The following is a 12,809-nucleotide window of genomic DNA, read 5'->3' as shown; positions in this document are numbered from 1 at the left end:
GCCCGGCAGACCTGACTGGCGCCGAGCCGACGCCGGGAGGGACCGACACGAGACAGGTGGCCCATGCGCGCGGTACGGATCGACACCTTCGGCGGCCCGGACGTCCTCACCCCGGTGGAGATGCCCGACCCGGTGCCGGGCCCCGGCGAGGTGCTGGTCCGGGTCGAGGCGGCCGGCGTCAACCGCGCCGACGCCCTCGCCCGCGCCGGCACCTACCACCGCGCCCGCCCGCTCCCGCTGGTCCTCGGCCTGGAGGCGGCGGGCACGGTCGCCGCCGTGGGGGAGGGCGTCGAGGACCTGGCGCCCGGCCGGCGCGTGATGGCCATGGGCGCGTCCACCCCCGGGTTCTACGCCGAACTCGCCGCCGTGCCCGCCGCCCGCGTGGTCCCGCTGCCCGACGGCGTCGACGCCCACGCCGCCGCCGGGCTCCCGATCGCCTGGGTCACCGCCTGGTACTGCCTGCACCGGCTGGCCCGGCTCCGGAAGGGCGAGACCATCGTCGTCCAGGCCGCCGGGAGCGGCGTGGGCAGCGCCGCGGTGCAGATCGCCGCGCACGCCGGCGCCCGCGTCATCGCCGCCGCCCGAAGCGCCGAGAAGGTCGGCTGGGCGGCCGGATTCGGCGCCCACGACACCATCGACACCTCGGCCTTCCCGGGTGACGCCGCGGTCGAGGAGGTGCTGCGCCTGACCGAAGGACGCGGCGCCGACGTGGTCCTCGACGCCGTCGGCGGGGACGTCTTCGCGCAGAGCCTGCGCCAGATCGGCTTCGCCGGACGCGTCGTCGCCCTGGCGAACGTGGCGCTGCGGCCCAGCACCGTCGACACCCGCGACTTCTATCCGAAGAACGGCTCCGTCCACGGCTTCCAGCTCACCGGCCTGATCGAGCACGGCTACGACCCCCGCCCCGACCTGCGGGAGATCGCCGCCGGAGTGGCGGCCGGCACCTACCGGGTGCCCGTGGAGGCCACCTTCCCCCTCGACCAGGCCGCGCGTGCCCACGAACGCCTCGAAGAGCGCGCCAGCCGCGGCAAGATCGTGCTCACCGCCCAGCCGTGAACCGGGGGCGATGAACGTTCCGCCGCCCGGGGGTTGCCTGGTGCTGTCGGCTCCGGGACCACCTGTCGGTGGGGGCTTGTCGCAGAGGAGTACCCCCGGCGACAAGCCGCCGCGGACCGCAAGATCCCGAAAACCAGAAGGGCGTCCTCCCCTCCCCGGGCGGGCCGTTGCCCCGGAAGGCGTTCACCACTCAGCAGGGGCGCGGGGAACTGCGCGAGCAACCGGCCACCGGCCGGTGGCCGTACGCGACACAACAGCCCCTTCGGGCCGGTGGCGACGCGCGCCACCGTCGCGGGTGGTAACCCAAGGGCGCAACCTCAGGGGCTCAGGGGCTCAGGGGCTCAGGGGCCGGCGGTCCCGATCGGGCGCCCCGGGTCCGCCGGCCCCGTAGCCCCCGGCGGTCCGCCCGCGATGGCCTGCCGGCGCGACGCCCTCACCGCACTGAACCCCCGCTTCCCGCGCCGACCGGCCCCGTACGTGGGGGGCAGTGCGGCGTCAGGGGGCGGTGGGAGCGGCCGGACGCTCGGTCAGATCGTCGAGTGGTCGGCGAGGACGGCGCTGGTGAGCAGGGAGAGCTGCGTGCGCTGCGCGTCGGTGAGGTGCGCGGTCAGGGCGTGGATGCGGCGGCTCGCGTCGGCGGCGCCCGTGCGGGCCAGTTCGCGGCCCTCCGCGGTGAGCGACACCAGGACGACGCGCCCGTCGTGGGGCGAGGCGGTGCGGCGGACGAGGCCGCGCCGCTCGGCGCGGTCGACCAGGCCGGTCATGCTCGACTTGTCCAGGCCCAGGTGCCGGGCGAGCGCCTGCATGCCGGGTTCCCGGTCGCGCAGCACGCCGAGCAGGCGGAGCTGGATCACCGACAGCCCGTACTCGGCCGCGACCTTCCCCAGCACGCCCTGGACCAGGAAGGAGAGCTGCGCCAGGCCGTCCGCGATCCCCACATCGGCCACATCGGCCACGTCGGGCCCGGAGGGGGAGGCGGATGCGGGTGCGGACTCGGTGGTCGGCGGGGCGTCGTCGGACATGCCGTCATCGTAGCTTGACGTAGTACGTGGCACAAACTAATTTGGTTTGTGTTGCGTACTAATGCCGTGGGTGACCTCTGATCCGCCCCGTCCGAAGGAGCCGCCATGCGCGCCGCCGTCGTCCGCTCGTTCGACCACCCGCCCCGCTACGAGGAGTTCGCCACCCCCGACCCGGCCGGGGACCAGGTGCTGGTGGACGTGCTCGCCGCCGGGCTGCACCCCCGGGTCCGCTCCGGCGCGAACGGCACCCACTACACCAGCGACGGCCGCCTGCCGATGGTCCCCGGCGTGGACGCGGTGGGGCGGCTGCCCGACGGCCGACGGGTGTACTTCGTGGCCGACGACGACGCGCCCGGCACCATGGCCGAGCAGGCCATCCTCGATCCGCGCCGCGCCGTCCCGCTGCCCGAGGACGCCGACCCCGTGGTGATCGCGGCCGCGATGAACCCGGCCATGTCCTCGTGGGTGGCGCTGCGCCGCAGGGTCGCCTTCAAGCCCGGGCAGAGCGTGCTGGTGCTCGGCGCGACCGGAAACGCCGGGCAGATGGCCGTACAGATCGCCCGTCACCTCGGCGCGGCGCACGTCGTCGCCGCCGGGCGGGACCCCGAGCGGCTGGCGATGCTCACCGGCCTCGGCGCGACCACCGTGGTCGCGCTGACCGGAGATCCGGAGGAGGCCGCCGGCCGGCTGGGCGAGGCCGCCGCCGATGTCGACGTCGTCATCGACTACACCTGGGGAGCCCCCACCCAACTGGCCATCCCCGCCCTGCTCACCCGCCGGACCGAGCGCAGCACGGCGCTCGACTGGATTCAGATCGGGTCCATGGCCGGGCCGGACATCACCCTGCCGTCGTTCGTGCTCCGCGCGGCGAACCTGCGGATCATGGGCAGCGGCCAGGGGTCCCTCACCGCGGCCGGCATCGTCGCCGAACTTCCGTCCCTGATGGAGCAACTCGCCGCGGGCACGCTCACCGCCGCGGCGCAGCCGGTGCCGCTCGCCGAGGTCGAGCGCGCCTGGACCGCCCCCACCGAGCCGGGCCGCCGCGTGGTGCTGACCGCCTCCGCGTAGCGCGCGTCCCGCCCCGGCTCCGCCGTTCCGCTGGCGGCCCACCCGCCGGCGGGGTAGGACAGAAGTGCGAGGCCGCGATCCGCGGGCAGGCGCAGGGCGAAGGACAGCAGCCGGGCCGCAGAAGGGAAGGGTAATCGTGGCACGACCGAAGATTCTCGTGGTGGGCGCGGGTTTCGCCGGAGTGGGGTGTGTACGGCGGCTGGAGCGCAGACTGGGCGCGGACGAGGCGGATGTCGCCCTCGTGACGCCGTTCTCGTACCAGCTCTACCTGCCGCTGCTGCCGCAGGTTGCCTCCGGCATTCTCACTCCGCAGTCCATCGCGGTGTCGCTGCGCCGCAGCCAGAAGTACCGGACCCGGATCATCCCCGGCGGCGCCATCGGCGTGGACACCAAGGCCAAGGTCTGCGTGGTCCGGAAGATCACCGGCGAGATCGTCGACGAGCCGTACGACTACATCGTGCTGGCGCCCGGCAGCGTCACCCGCACCTTCGACATCCCCGGGCTGGCGGACAACGCGCGGGGCATGAAGACGCTCGCCGAGGCCGCGTTCGTCCGCGATCACGTCATCTCGCAACTGGACCTCGCCGACGCCAGCCACGACGAGGCCGAGCGCGCCTCGCGGCTGCAGTTCGTCGTGGTCGGCGGCGGATACGCGGGCACCGAGACCGCCGCGTGCCTGCAGCGCCTCACCAGCAACGCGGCGACCCGCTACCCGCGGCTGGACCCGCGCCAGATCAAGTGGCACCTGATCGACATCGCGCCGAAGCTGATGCCCGAACTCGGCGACAAGCTCGGCCTCAGCGCGCAGAAGATCCTCCGGGACCGCGGCATCGACATATCGCTCGGCGTGTCCATCGCCAAGGCCGGGCCGGAGGAGGTCACCTTCACCGACGGCCGGGTGCTGCCCTGCCGCACCCTGATCTGGACCGCGGGCGTCGTCGCGAGCCCGCTGGTCGCCACGCTCGACGCGGAGACGGTACGAGGCCGCCTCGCGGTGAGCGCCCAGCTGTCGGTGCCCGATCGCTCCGGGGTCTTCGCCCTCGGCGACGCCGCCGCCGTGCCCGACCTCACGAAGGAGGACGAGACCGCGGTCTGCCCGCCCACCGCGCAGCACGCCATGCGCCAGGGCCGCAAGGTGGCGGACAACGTCATCGCGTCCCTGCGCGGCCAGCCGCTCCAGCCGTACCTGCACAAGGACCTCGGCCTCGTCGTGGACCTCGGCGGCCGCGACGCGGTGTCCAAGCCGCTCGGGGTCGAACTGCGCGGACTGCCCGCCCAGGCCGTCGCCCGCGGCTACCACTGGACGGCGCTGCGCACCAATGTGGCGAAGACCCGCGTGATGACGAACTGGCTGCTCAACGCGGTCGCCGGGGACGACTTCGTGCGGACCGGCTTCCTCGCCCGCACTCCGGCCTCGCTGCGCGACTTCGAGTACACCGACGCGTACCTGACGCCGGAGCAGGTCCGCGAGCACACCGAGGCCGCGCACCTCCAGCAGAAGTGACCGGCGCCAGGGCGGTGTGACGGCGCCGGGACCGGCCGGGGTCCGCACTGCCCTCGCCAGGTGGCATGATCGGAGCGTGGCAGACCGCATCACCGCCGCCTGTGACGGCGCGTCCAAAGGAAATCCGGGTCCGGCCGGCTGGGCCTGGGTCATGGCAGACGGCTCCGGCGAGCCCGAGAGGTGGGAGGCGGGGCCGCTGGGCACCGCGACCAACAACGTCGCCGAACTCACCGCCCTGGAACGGCTGTTGACCGTCGCCGACCCCGCGGTACCGCTGGAGATCCGGATGGACTCCCAGTACGCGATGAAGGCCGTCACCACCTGGCTGCCGGGCTGGAAGCGCAACGGCTGGAAGAACTCGGCGGGCAAGCCCGTGGCCAACCAGGAGCTGGTGGTCCGGATCGACGCCCTGCTCACCGGCCGTACCGTGGACTTCCGCTACGTGCCCGCGCACCAGGTCGACGGCGACCGGCTCAACGACTTCGCCGACCGCGCCGCCAGCCAGGCGGCCGTCACCCAGCAGCCCGCCGGCAGCGCCGAGGGTTCCCCGGCGCCGCCGCCCGCGCCCGCGAGCAGCCGCAAGCCCGCCAAGGGCGGCGCGCGGTCCGGCCCGCGCGCCACCAAGGGCGCCGCCGAGCCGGCCGGCGGCGGGTCGGTGCGCACCTTGAAGGCGAAGTACCCCGGCCGGTGCCGCTGCGGCCGCCCCTACGCGGCCGGCGAGCCGATCACGAAGAACCAGGACGGCTGGGGCCACCCGGACTGCCGCTGACCCCGTCGGGGCCGGAAACGGGGCCTGCGGCGGAACCGGGGTCCGAGCCGGAACCCGAACCCGCGGCGGAACCGGAAGCGGCGTCCGGCGTCGCCGCGGGCACCGGACGCGCCCTCGGGTCCCGGTAGCGCAGCAGCAGCATCGCCGCGTCGTCGTGCAGCGGCCCCTTGGCGTGGGCGATCAGGTCCGCCCGCAGTGCCTCCAGGGCCTGCTGCGGGTCGTCGTCGGCGAGCAGGTGCGCCCGCTCGCCGAGCGGGTAGAACGCCCCGGACGCGTCACGGGCCTCGGTGACGCCGTCGGTGTACAGCAGCAACTGGTCGCCGGGGCGGAAGTCCACCTCGAACGGCACCGGCGGCTCGTCCTGGCGCATCCTCAGCCCCAGCGGCAGCGAGTACGCCGACGGCTCGGGGAAGTCGACCCGCCCGTCGGGGCGGACCACCATCGGCGGCGGGTGGCCGAAGTTCAGCAGCGTGGTGCCGCCCCGCGGGTCGATCTCCGCCATGACCGCGGTGACGAACTTCTCCCCGCGCAGCGTGCGGTCCGCGGCGCGCTGCACCCGCTCGCCGACGCCCTCCAGGGTCTTCTCGTCGTGCGCCGCCTCCCGGAACGCGCCCACCACCACCGCGGCCGTCTCCACCGCTTCCAGCCCCTTGCCCTGCACGTCGCCGATGATCACCCGCACCCCCGCGGGCGTGGGCACCACCTCGTACAGGTCCCCGCCGATCCGAGCCTCGGTCACGGCGGAGGTGTACGACACGGCGGCCCGCAGATGGCCGGCGCTGCGCGGCACCGGGCGCAGCAGCACGCGCTGCGCGACCTCGGCGATCGACCGGACGTTGGCCAGCTCCGCCTCGCGCCGCTGCCGGGTGACAGCGGCGATCACCGCGGCGACCGTCACCCCGACGACGGCGCCGATCGCGGCGAATCCGCGCCGCTCGGCGAACAGGCCGTCCACCGCGCCCAGCGCGCAGACCACGGCCACCGCCAGCACGCCGATCACCGCCGTACGCACCCAGGAGCCGACCAGCCCGGCGAAGGCCGGGCCGAGCGCCACCAGCGGCAGCAGGCCCACGCTCTGCCCGCCGATCCCGTCGACCAGGGCGACCAGCGCCATCACGGCGTACGGCAGCACCGTCAGGGGCAGGGGGGCGGAGGGGCGGTCCAGGCCGACCGGGAGGCGGCTGCTGCCCGAGTCGTCGAGGTCGTCCGCCTCATCGCCGAAGTGGTCCGTGTCGCCAGCGCCGACCGCGTGGTCCGTGGCGAGGCCGTCCGTCGCGGCCAACTGGTCCGTACGGCGGGCGCGGTCCGTCGCGTCGAGGTCGTCGGCCTGGTCGGTCTCGTCGACGGCGCCGCGGTCGTCGTCGTACAGGCGTCCGGCCGGGTGGCGGGTGCCCCGCACGGTCTGCGGGCGCTCGCGGGCAGGGCGGCGGTCGGCCCGGAATCGTCGCAGCTCGCTCACCTCACTTCCCCGACCGTCAGGTTAGGCCCCGGGCGGCCGGCGGGCCTGTCGGTCCTCACGTGCCGTTACCGCATTGAGCCCTGTTTCAAAGCTTCGCGCACCGGGCGCGTGGACGCGAAGCCGCCATGTGCCGCCGCGGGCCTCCTGCGTGCCGCTGCGGCGCGCCCCTTCGCGGGAGCGCGCCGCAGCAGGGACACCGCGGGGGGCTCAGGAGGGCGGGTTGCCGGTCTTGCCCGCGGTGAAGGGGGTGATCTCGAACATGTCGTCGCAGTCGGTGATCTGCCCGGCGAACTTCAGCGACGCCTTGCTGCCCGGCGGGTACATCTTGAGCTGGGCCGACGTGGCCAGGCAGGTGCCCTGCTGGTTGATCGTGTGGATGGTGTCGCTGGCGCTGCCACCGGGCTTGAGGACGACGGGGGAGTAGCTCAGCTTCCGGCGGGTGGCGGGTTGGCCGATCTGCCTGCCGTTCGCGTCGAGCATCGACAGGCCCGGGTAGCCGGCGACGCGGCAGGTGGTCCCGCTGGTGTTGGTGATCACCAGGTAGCGGTAGAGGTTGCCCGCGCCCGCGTCGCTGCCGCCCAGGGTCGCGGTGAGCTGCGCGGCGGTGCACAGCGGGCTGGTGTCCGGCGTCGTCGGGGCCGTGGTGGACACCGTGCCGGGCGCGCCGGCGGTGTCGCCGGCGGACGGCGTGGGCGAGGTGGGCGCCGCGGGCGTGCGCGTGCCGCTCCCGCCGCTGGCCCGCTGCTCGGAGGGCGTGGCGGTCGGCCGCCCGGAGGGCGCGGGGCCGCTGCTGGCCAGGGAGTGGTCGGCCGGCGGGCCGATCGTCTTGTCGCCGTCGGGGGTGACCACTCCGGTGATGAACAGCGCGCCCGCGATGACCGCGGCGACCGCGGTGCCGCCGGCCAGCGCCCGTACCCTGCGGCGCCGTGCGGCCCGGCGCCTGATCCGCTCGAAGGTGCCGGGCGGGGCGGACAGATAGCCGCCCGCGGGCCGCAGCAGCCGCGCCAGGGGGTCCGTGCCGTCGTCGCGGCCGGAGCCCGGGCCGTCGTCGAGGTCGCGGTCGACGTCGCGACCGCCGGCGATGTCGTGGCCGGCCCGCTCGTCCGAGGGATCGTCGAGGCCGCCGAGGCGGTCGAAGCCGTTCGCCCGCTCCACGCGCCCGCCAGGGCCATCGGAAGCGCCGGAGCCACGGGAGTTGCGGGACGCGCCGGAAGGGCCGGAAGCGCCGGGCGTGCCGGACTCCTCGGGGGGCCCGGACCCCTCCGGAACCGCGGGGCCGTCAGGAAATCCGGTCATGGTGCTCCCCGAGCTTGGCGCGCAGCAGTTCGCGGGCGGCGTGCAGGTCGGCCTTGACGGTGCCCTCCCTGCGGCCCAGCAGGGCCGCCACCTCCCGGACCGGCAGGTCCGCGAAGTAGTAGAGCAGGGCCGGGTCGCGCAGCCGCTCCGGCAGCGACTGCACCAGCATCCGCACCGTGGGGTCGGTCGCCCCCGGCTGCTGCTTCACCGCTTCCTCCGTCTTCACCCGGCGCAGCGCGCGCCGCTCGCGCTCCAGTTTGCGCCAGTGGTCGCGCACCAGGTTCGCCGCGGTCACGTAGAGGAAGCCGCTGGGCTCCTCCACCTTCGTCCAGCGCGCCCAGAGCCTGGTGAACGCCTCGGAGGCGATCTCGTGCGCGGTCCCGTCGTCGTCCACCAGCTTGCGCACCCAGCCCGCCAACCGCGGGTACAGGGCCGCGAACAGCTCGGAGGCCGCGCGCTCTTGAGACCGGATGGTCGCTCCCCTCGCTTGTCGTCGTGACGGCCCGGCGGGCCCAGCCGACCGTACCGGCCCGGTGAGGCCGGCCGGACCGGCGGGCGCCATCGGGTTCACGACCCGGACACCAGCGAGGCGTAGACGATCACGTTGTCCGGGTAGCCGCCGCCCCCGCTGATCCGGGTCCCACCGCACGTGATGAGACGCAGTTCGGGGCGGTCCACGTTCCCGTAGACGGAGGATGTCGGAAAATGCGACTTGGCGACGGTCTGCACCCGGTCGACGGCGAAGGTCGCCACCGAGCCGTCCGCCCGGACCACCGACACGGTCTCCCCCTTGCGGATCTTGTCCAGGCGCAGGAACACCCCGTCGCCGTACGACCCGACGGTGACGTGGCCGAGGATCACCGAGGGGCCGAGCTGGCCCGGGGTCGGCGAGCCGTCGAACCACCCCGCGGGCGCGTCCTTCTCGATCGGCGGCACCTTCACCTCGCCGTCGGCGGCCAGGCCCAGCGCCATGACGGTCGTGTCGACGCCGATCGAGGGGATGCGCAGCCGCGACGGCACCGAGCGCGCCATCGGCCGCGCGGGCGCGGCGGGCGCGGTGGCGGACGGGCCGGAGCCGTCGTCCGCCGACACGGAAGTGGTCGGGGCCACCGACCCGCCGCCGGACGGCGTCTGCGCGGGCGAGGTCGACGCACACCCGCACAGCAGGGCCAGACCCGCCGCGAGCGCGCACACAGCGCTCCCGCGGCGGGTCCGGCGGCCGGCGGCCCCCTCACGTACGGCGGTCACGCCGGCCGCGCGGCTCAACGGCTGTCCCGCACCTTGCGGCGCAGCGCCACCGTGACGCCTGCGCCGCCCAGCGCGAGCACGCCCGCGCCGGTCGCGGCGAGCGCCGTGGTGTTCCCGCCGTGCGAACCGGTCTCGGCCAGGCCGGTGTCGGGGGCGCCGGAGGGCACCGTCGGCACCTGCGCGCCGCCACTGGTGCCCGCCGACGGCGCGGCGGTCGGGGCGGCCGTCGGGGTGCCGCCGTCGTTGCCGCCCTTGCCCGCGGCGAGCGGGGTGATCGCGAAGGTGTTGTAGCAGTCGGTGATCGCCCCCGGGATCGTCAGCGACGCGGTGTTCCCCGGCGGGTAGACCTTCAGCTTCGTGGACGCCGGCAGGCACGTGCCCTGGTGGTTGACGGTGTGGATGGTGTCGCTCGCCGACGCGCCGGGCTTCAGCACCACCGCGGAGTACGTCCGCGCGTCCCGCGTGGCGGGCCGGCCGATCTGCTTGCCGCTCGCGTCGAGCATCGACAGGCCCGGGTAGCCCGTCAGGTGACAGGTGGTCCCGCTGGTGTTGGTGATCACCAGGTAGCGGTAGAGGTTCCCGGCGCCCGCGTCGCCGCCGCCGAGGGCGGCGCTGAGCTGCGAGGTGGCGCACATCGGGGTGCCGGAGGCGTCCGCGACGGGCGAGGACGCCATCGCCGGTACGCTTCCCAGCGCGGCCACCGCGAACACCGCGGCCCCCGCGGCGAGTGAACTGCTGCGCATGTCCTGCTCCTTGTCTCCCCGGATGTCTTCCCAGGCCCCTCCCGGGGCTTCCCCGGGCGACTCGCGGAACCCGTCGTCCGGAATCGCGAGCAGAGACGACCCGGCCGCCGCCCGGGTTGTAAAGAAACGTCAAAGTCCGTCCGATTGCGCCCAACGCCCTTGCTGACCAGCCGACTTCGGGAATCGGCCCACCCTTCACTACGATCCACCGATGATCATCCGAAAGCTACTGGCCGCCGGTTCGGCCTGCGGGCTGATGGCCGCACTGGCCTGCGGCCTCCTGCCGGCCACCGCCCAAGCCGGGGAGCCCGTGCCGGGGGCCACCCCCAAGGTCGAACTCGTCCTCGACGTCAGCGGTTCGATGAGCGCCAAGGACATCGACGGGCAGTCGCGGATGTCCGCTGCGAAGCAGGCGTTCGACGACGTGCTGGACTCCACGCCCCAGGGCGTCGAGCTCGGCATACGCACCCTGGGCGCGAACTACCCCGGTGACGACCGCAAGACCGGGTGCAAGGACACCCGGCAGCTCTACCCCGTCGGCGCCCTCAACCGCGACCAGGCCAAGAGCGCCGTCGCCACCCTCCAGCCCACCGGCTGGACCCCGATCGGCCCGGCCCTGCTCGCGGCCGCGAACGACATCAAGGGCGGCGACGGCACCCACCGCCTGGTCCTCATCACCGACGGCGAGGACACCTGCGCGGCCAACCCCTGCGACGTCGCCCGGCAGATCGCCGCCCAGGGCGTGGACCTCACCATCGACACCCTCGGGCTCGTGCCCGACACCCACACCCGCAGCCAGCTCAGCTGCATCGCCGAGGCCACCGGCGGCACCTACACCACCGTGCAGCACCGCCAGCAGCTCACCACCAAGGTCAAGCAGCTCGTCAACCGCAGCACCGACACCGCGGTGACCCCCACCGCCGTGCAGGGCGCCGACACCTGCGCGGCCGCGCCCGTACTCAAGCGCGGCCTGTACACCGACCGCGAGACGTTCTCCCAGAACCGCTGGTACCGCGTCGAGGTCAGCCCCGGCCAGGAACTGCGCGCCGCCGCCACCGTCTCCGACGACCGCTCGGTGAACGCCGACTACGGCGTGCTGCTGCGCGGCGTCACCCTGCACGGGCGGGAGATCGTCCGCGACGACGAGGGCGGCACCGGACGCACCGACGCCGTCTCGGCCGGCATCCGCTACCCGAAGCCGAAGGCCGACGACGACACCCCGGCCGAGACCGTGTGCCTCCAGATCGGCAACTCCTTCTCCGCGCCGGCCTCCGTCAAGACCACCCCGGGCCTGCCGGTCGAGCTGTCCATCGACCTCGTGCACAGCCCGGACCAGCCCTCCGACGTGGCCTTCTACGGACTCGGCCGCGGCTGGTGGCTGCTCGGCCTGCTCGCCGCCGTCGGCGCCGTCGCCGGACTGCTCACCGGCTGGGCCGCCCGCTGGCGCACGAACACCGGGAGGACCCGCTGATGCGCACCGTACGACTGCTGGGCGCCGCCACCTTGCTGGCGGCGGCCGCCCTCACCGCGCTGACCGGACCGGCCGCCGCCGACGACGACTCCGGCACCCCGGACCCCACCCCCACCGCGACCGGGTCCGACGCGCCGCCCACCCAGGCCGGCACCGACTTCCGCACCGCCACCGTCATCGACCAGGGCGTGCACGCCACCGCCGAGGCGTCCACCGGCGACTACCTGTACTGGCAGTTCCCCGCCGACACCGGGCAGCACGTCACCGTGCACGCCACCGTCACCTTCCCCACCACCTCCACCCGGCACGGCGCGTCCACCTGGCAGGTCGACGTCTACGACGGCCTGCGCCGCCACCAGTCCTGCCGCTACGGCACCCAGACCGTTACCGCGGCCGCCGACGCGGCCTCCGTGGACCTGGTCTGTCACCTGCGGACCATCCGCTCGTGGTCCGAGCCGTGGGCCAACGACCCGCTGCGCGGCGCGTACTACGTCCGGGTGACCGTCCTCGACCTGCCCTCGACCGATCTCGGTCAGCCGGTGCAGGCCCAGGTCGAGGCCACCTCGGACGGCACCGCGGGCAGCCAGGCGGTCGACGGCTCCGTGGCGCCGGTGGTGACCGCCAACGGCCCGAGCGTCGCCCCCTCGGGCGGCTGGGCCGGCACCTGGTGGTCGCCGCGCTGGCTGTGGACCGGGGGCGGCGGGCTGCTGGCGGTGCTGCTGGCGTTCGGCGCGCACCGGTTGGCGCGCGGCCCGCTGCGGCCGCCCGCGCCCGCCCGCCCGCCGGCCTACGACCGCCCGGACCGGCCGCGGGAGCCCGCCGGCTACGGCGACTGAGGCCCGGGGCGGGCCCGGTCGATCCCGCCCGGTCAGCCCCGTGCCGCCCACCCGAACCACCACGAGGGCCCGCCGTGTCCCGGCGGGCCCTCACCCGTGCCCGGACCCGGGCGCGCGCGTGCCCGGTCCGGACCGCCGGCCGCCGATCCGACCCCGATCGGTCACGCACCGCCCGGAGCCGGTAACGTCCTGCACACGGCCGCACTCCGGCCGAGCCCCGGTCCGGTGCCGGCCGTCCCACGGCCCGCCCGGAACCAGCGGATCGGGGCGAACCGCGAGGCATGATCACGCCATACCGGGGAAGGCGACGCGAGGCACCCGGCCGACCCCCGGCAGT

At 74.9% G+C, this 12,809-nt stretch carries 12 protein-coding genes; 6 read left to right on the top strand and 6 right to left on the bottom strand.

What is annotated here, in order from left to right; translation table 11 throughout:
• Positions 1 to 63: 63 nt before the first annotated feature.
• A complete protein-coding gene (locus OG370_RS01580; RefSeq protein ID WP_328459762.1) occupies positions 64 to 1,056 on the top strand; it encodes a quinone oxidoreductase family protein in 993 nt (330 codons plus the stop codon).
• Positions 1,057 to 1,583: 527 nt separating this feature from the next.
• On the opposite strand, the gene OG370_RS01575 is transcribed toward OG370_RS01580, so the two are convergent.
• The gene (locus OG370_RS01575) at positions 1,584 to 2,078 is read right to left on the bottom strand and encodes a MarR family winged helix-turn-helix transcriptional regulator (RefSeq protein ID WP_328459760.1); all 495 of its coding nucleotides are present in this window, start codon (positions 2,076 to 2,078) and stop codon (positions 1,584 to 1,586) included.
• A 105-nt stretch (positions 2,079 to 2,183) separates the two neighbouring features.
• Here OG370_RS01575 and OG370_RS01570 point away from each other — a divergent pair, with 105 nt between their 5' ends.
• The 3 genes from OG370_RS01570 to OG370_RS01560 all read left to right on the top strand — a co-directional run bounded on the left by OG370_RS01570 (position 2,184) and on the right by OG370_RS01560 (position 5,419).
• The gene (locus OG370_RS01570; RefSeq protein WP_328459757.1) at positions 2,184 to 3,146 is read left to right on the top strand and encodes a quinone oxidoreductase family protein; all 963 of its coding nucleotides are present in this window, start codon (positions 2,184 to 2,186) and stop codon (positions 3,144 to 3,146) included.
• A gap of 136 nt (positions 3,147 to 3,282) precedes the next feature.
• Positions 3,283 to 4,650 (top strand): NAD(P)/FAD-dependent oxidoreductase, encoded by a 1,368-nt coding sequence (locus OG370_RS01565; protein ID WP_328459755.1) that lies wholly within the window; start codon positions 3,283 to 3,285, stop codon positions 4,648 to 4,650.
• A 76-nt stretch (positions 4,651 to 4,726) separates the two neighbouring features.
• Positions 4,727 to 5,419, top strand: coding sequence for a ribonuclease H family protein (locus OG370_RS01560; RefSeq protein WP_328459753.1), 693 nt, complete (start codon positions 4,727 to 4,729; stop codon positions 5,417 to 5,419).
• Here the strand turns inward: OG370_RS01560 and OG370_RS01555 are convergent.
• From OG370_RS01555 to OG370_RS01535, 5 genes are all read right to left on the bottom strand, one after another.
• Positions 5,376 to 6,533: a PP2C family protein-serine/threonine phosphatase gene (locus OG370_RS01555; protein WP_443060835.1), complete on the bottom strand. Its 1,158-nt coding sequence runs from the start codon at positions 6,531 to 6,533 to the stop codon at positions 5,376 to 5,378. The genes OG370_RS01560 and OG370_RS01555 overlap by 44 nt on opposite strands.
• A gap of 552 nt (positions 6,534 to 7,085) precedes the next feature.
• Positions 7,086 to 8,033, bottom strand: coding sequence for a DUF4232 domain-containing protein (locus tag OG370_RS01550; RefSeq protein WP_328459751.1), 948 nt, complete (start codon positions 8,031 to 8,033; stop codon positions 7,086 to 7,088).
• Positions 8,034 to 8,157: 124 nt separating this feature from the next.
• Positions 8,158 to 8,646: an RNA polymerase sigma factor gene (locus OG370_RS01545; protein WP_328473707.1), complete on the bottom strand. Its 489-nt coding sequence runs from the start codon at positions 8,644 to 8,646 to the stop codon at positions 8,158 to 8,160.
• A 95-nt stretch (positions 8,647 to 8,741) separates the two neighbouring features.
• The gene (locus OG370_RS01540) at positions 8,742 to 9,440 is read right to left on the bottom strand and encodes a class F sortase (protein ID WP_328459749.1); all 699 of its coding nucleotides are present in this window, start codon (positions 9,438 to 9,440) and stop codon (positions 8,742 to 8,744) included.
• The gene (locus tag OG370_RS01535) at positions 9,437 to 10,165 is read right to left on the bottom strand and encodes a DUF4232 domain-containing protein (protein ID WP_328459747.1); all 729 of its coding nucleotides are present in this window, start codon (positions 10,163 to 10,165) and stop codon (positions 9,437 to 9,439) included. The genes OG370_RS01540 and OG370_RS01535 overlap by 4 nt, the downstream gene beginning before the upstream one ends.
• Before the next feature lie 211 nt (positions 10,166 to 10,376).
• On the opposite strand from OG370_RS01535, the gene OG370_RS01530 reads away from it, so the two are divergent.
• Together OG370_RS01530 and OG370_RS01525 are read left to right on the top strand one after the other, a co-directional pair.
• Positions 10,377 to 11,636 carry a VWA domain-containing protein gene (locus OG370_RS01530; protein ID WP_328459745.1) on the top strand — a complete coding sequence of 420 codons (1,260 nt, stop codon included), beginning with the start codon at positions 10,377 to 10,379 and terminating at the stop codon, positions 11,634 to 11,636.
• Complete coding sequence (locus OG370_RS01525; RefSeq protein ID WP_328459743.1) at positions 11,636 to 12,472, top strand: hypothetical protein; 837 nt, start codon at positions 11,636 to 11,638, stop codon at positions 12,470 to 12,472. The genes OG370_RS01530 and OG370_RS01525 overlap by 1 nt, the downstream gene beginning before the upstream one ends.
• Positions 12,473 to 12,809 lie beyond the last annotated feature (337 nt).

This window comes from Streptomyces sp. NBC_00448, from assembly GCF_036014115.1.
GTDB lineage: Bacteria > Actinomycetota > Actinomycetes > Streptomycetales > Streptomycetaceae > Actinacidiphila.
The sequence above is the reverse complement of the archived record's forward strand: the minus strand, read 5'-3'. Positions and strand labels throughout refer to the sequence as shown.

Excerpts from the sequence above, each read along its gene's own strand:
- OG370_RS01575 (WP_328459760.1), bottom strand. The coding sequence starts at position 2,078 with ATGTCCGACGACGCCCCGCCGACCACCGAGTCCGCACCCGCATCCGCC.
- OG370_RS01535 (WP_328459747.1), bottom strand. The coding sequence starts at position 10,165 with ATGCGCAGCAGTTCACTCGCCGCGGGGGCCGCGGTGTTCGCGGTGGCC.
- OG370_RS01530 (WP_328459745.1), top strand. The coding sequence starts at position 10,377 with ATGATCATCCGAAAGCTACTGGCCGCCGGTTCGGCCTGCGGGCTGATG.
- OG370_RS01570 (WP_328459757.1), top strand. The coding sequence starts at position 2,184 with ATGCGCGCCGCCGTCGTCCGCTCGTTCGACCACCCGCCCCGCTACGAG.
- OG370_RS01555 (WP_443060835.1), bottom strand. The coding sequence starts at position 6,533 with ATGGCGCTGGTCGCCCTGGTCGACGGGATCGGCGGGCAGAGCGTGGGC.
- OG370_RS01580 (WP_328459762.1), top strand. The coding sequence starts at position 64 with ATGCGCGCGGTACGGATCGACACCTTCGGCGGCCCGGACGTCCTCACC.
- OG370_RS01525 (WP_328459743.1), top strand. The coding sequence starts at position 11,636 with ATGCGCACCGTACGACTGCTGGGCGCCGCCACCTTGCTGGCGGCGGCC.